Source organism: Desulfovibrio sp. 1214_IL3152 (assembly GCF_036763055.1).
Lineage (GTDB): Bacteria > Desulfobacterota > Desulfovibrionia > Desulfovibrionales > Desulfovibrionaceae > Desulfovibrio.
The window spans coordinates 1-2,527 of sequence record NZ_JBAIYW010000361.1 but is presented as its reverse complement, the minus strand read 5'-3'; the positions used below and the strand labels follow the sequence as shown (position 1 = coordinate 2,527).

Genomic DNA, 2,527 nt, shown 5'->3' with positions numbered 1-2,527 from the left:
GGCGTCGGCTTGGCTTGCGTGCGGGGCGCTGCTCCGAAGGCGGCGACGCGCTCTTCATGCGGGGCGGCATATCCTTGATATGGATGTCCAACTGCGGGAAAGCCACTTCAATCCGCTGGTTGCGGAATTCCTTTTCTATTTCAAGGCGGATGGCAGAGGCCGTGGAGCCGCCCACGTCATAATCGCGCACCCAGAAAAGCAGACTGAAATCAAGGGTGCTGGCTCCAAACTCCGCAAAGGTCACGGCGGGCGGGGGATATTTGAGCACGTTGCTGTTGGCGTTGGCCGTTGCCAGCAGAATGCGCATGACGGCGGCCGTATCACTGCCGTAGGCCACGCCCACTTTTATTTCCTTGCGCACGGTACGGCTGTTGCGCGTCCAGTTGATAAGGCGGCTTGCCACAAATTCCGAGTTGGGCACGATGATAAGCGCGTTGTCGAATGTTTCCACCATGGTGGCGCGTACGCTGATCTTGCGTACCCGGCCCTGGGTTCCGCCCACTTCCACCACGTCCCCGGCCTGCAGGGTGCGGCTGAAGATAAGGATGAGGCCGGAGAGAAAGTTGTTGACGATGGTCTGCATGCCGAAACCGATACCCACGGAAAGGCCGCCAGCCACCATGGCAAGGTTGCTCAGCTCCATGCCCAGTGCCTTGAGCACGAAAAGGCCGAAAAAGCACCACAGGGCATAGGAAAAGGCCGTCTGTATGGGTGGAATGAGCGTGGCGTCTATTTGCAGACCCTGCTTGGGCAGACGTCCCAGAAAGCGCGAGCCCATGGCAACGGCCGTGCGCGTGATGTAAAAGGCGCTGACGATCATGAGCAGGTGCAGCACGTTGAACTGTGTGGCCCCCACGTTGACGCCGCGCAGAATATAGTATTGCAGCAGGGGCAGGCCGCCGGGCAGGGTTCCCACCCACTGGGTCACGCCCACAAAGGCCACCACCAGCACCACGGGCGCTGCCAGGGCTACGGCCGTGTGGGCCAGAGCCGCCCGCACACCTTCCTTGGGCAGCTTTTCGCTGATCGTGGTGACAAAGCTCATGCCGCCAAGCGAAAGTTGCAGGGCAAGAGAGCAGGAAACAAAGCAGAGATACAGCACCATGCTGTAAAGGTGCAGGCCAAAGACCGTCATGATCAGGCAGACCCACAGCACAACGGGTTCGGTTTCAAGCACCGAGCTTTCCAGATGCAGCGGGCCAAGGTCCTGCGTTTTGCGGCGGCGCTGGCGCATGATGTCCGTGATGAGCAGCGCCATCCAGATGACGAGCACAAGCGGCCGGAGCAGCGGCAGGTACAGAAGCGCATAAGCGCACAGGGTCAGCGGGATGAGATGCCAGAAGGGCGAGCGTTCTATATGCACTTCCGGGTATTTGAGCCGCCTCAGGTCCCAGGCCAGATTGATCTGGGCCACGATGAGGCTCAGGTTGCCCAGGGCCAGGAACAGGCGAAAAAACTCTCCTGTGGCGGAAATGGAACTGCCCAGCAGGGCCAGACCCACGCAAAACCAGGGCAGACTCACATGAAAGATGTGGCGCACTGTCTGCGGAGATGTTTCGTTAAGCCAGCGCCGCGACAGCAGCACCGTGAGAACGCCGGCGAAAAGCAGGCACATGAAAAAGCGCAGTACGGCAGTACCCCAGTTCTCGGGGGTTACGGGAACTTCAACGGGAAGACGCAGCAGCAGCCCCTGGTAGGAATAGGTCATCTGCTTGGGAAAATCGGCCCAGGCCGCCGGGCTGAGCCAGGGAACGGGCTTTTGCAGATAATAGTCCTTCCACAGGCTGGGCAGTTGCGTGCTGATTTCTTCCCGGGTTTTTTCCAGGCGGTTGAGCAGGGCCAGAGAGGGCGCAAGGGCCGTGTCATACTGGGCGAGCACGGCCGTAAGGCGCAGGCGGGTCATGGCCAGGGCCTGGATGTATTCCTGCATTTCGGAGCTGAGGCGCTCGTCATGCAGGTCTTCGGGCAGGCTGTCGGCCAGGTAGCTGATGCGCTCAAGCAGGGCCTGCGCCTCGCTGCGGGCGTCCATCATGGGCGACAGTATCTTGCGCACTTCTGTAATGGTCACGGTAAGGCGGCGGCTGACGGCCTCCATGGCGTTGGGCGCGTTTTTATAGGTATTGCTCAGCACCAGAAGGCGGCGGGCCTCGTCCACAAAGGGCTGTACCTTTTCACTGACGTTGAGGGCGCGGTCGGCAAAACTGTCGCTCATGGCAAGGGCTTTGCCGTTGACATCTTCAAGCATGTTGTGCTGGCTGCTCCAGACCATTTCCCAAGGGTCATGCAGCCCGCCGGTTTTTTCTTCTTCCTGTGACCCCGCGCCGTCTTCTTCCTGGGCGGCCGGGCTTTCCTTTTTGTCGGCGGCGGCCGGGCGGGCGTCTTTTTTGTCCGCCTTGGGCGGCTTGGGCGCGGCATTTTCCTTTTTTTCGGCCTTGGGCTTCGGGCTGGCTTTTTTTTCGGCCTTGGGCTTTGCGGCGTCCTTGTTTTCTCCCGTTTCCGGACGCGGGGCCAGATCGGAAGAGCGTCG

1 protein-coding gene is annotated in these 2,527 nt (G+C 60.5%); it reads right to left on the bottom strand.

Annotated features, from left to right (window positions below):
* Positions 1–2,527 (bottom strand): mechanosensitive ion channel family protein (locus V6C07_RS07705; protein WP_333535789.1); only part of this gene is annotated, 2,527 nt, incomplete at both ends.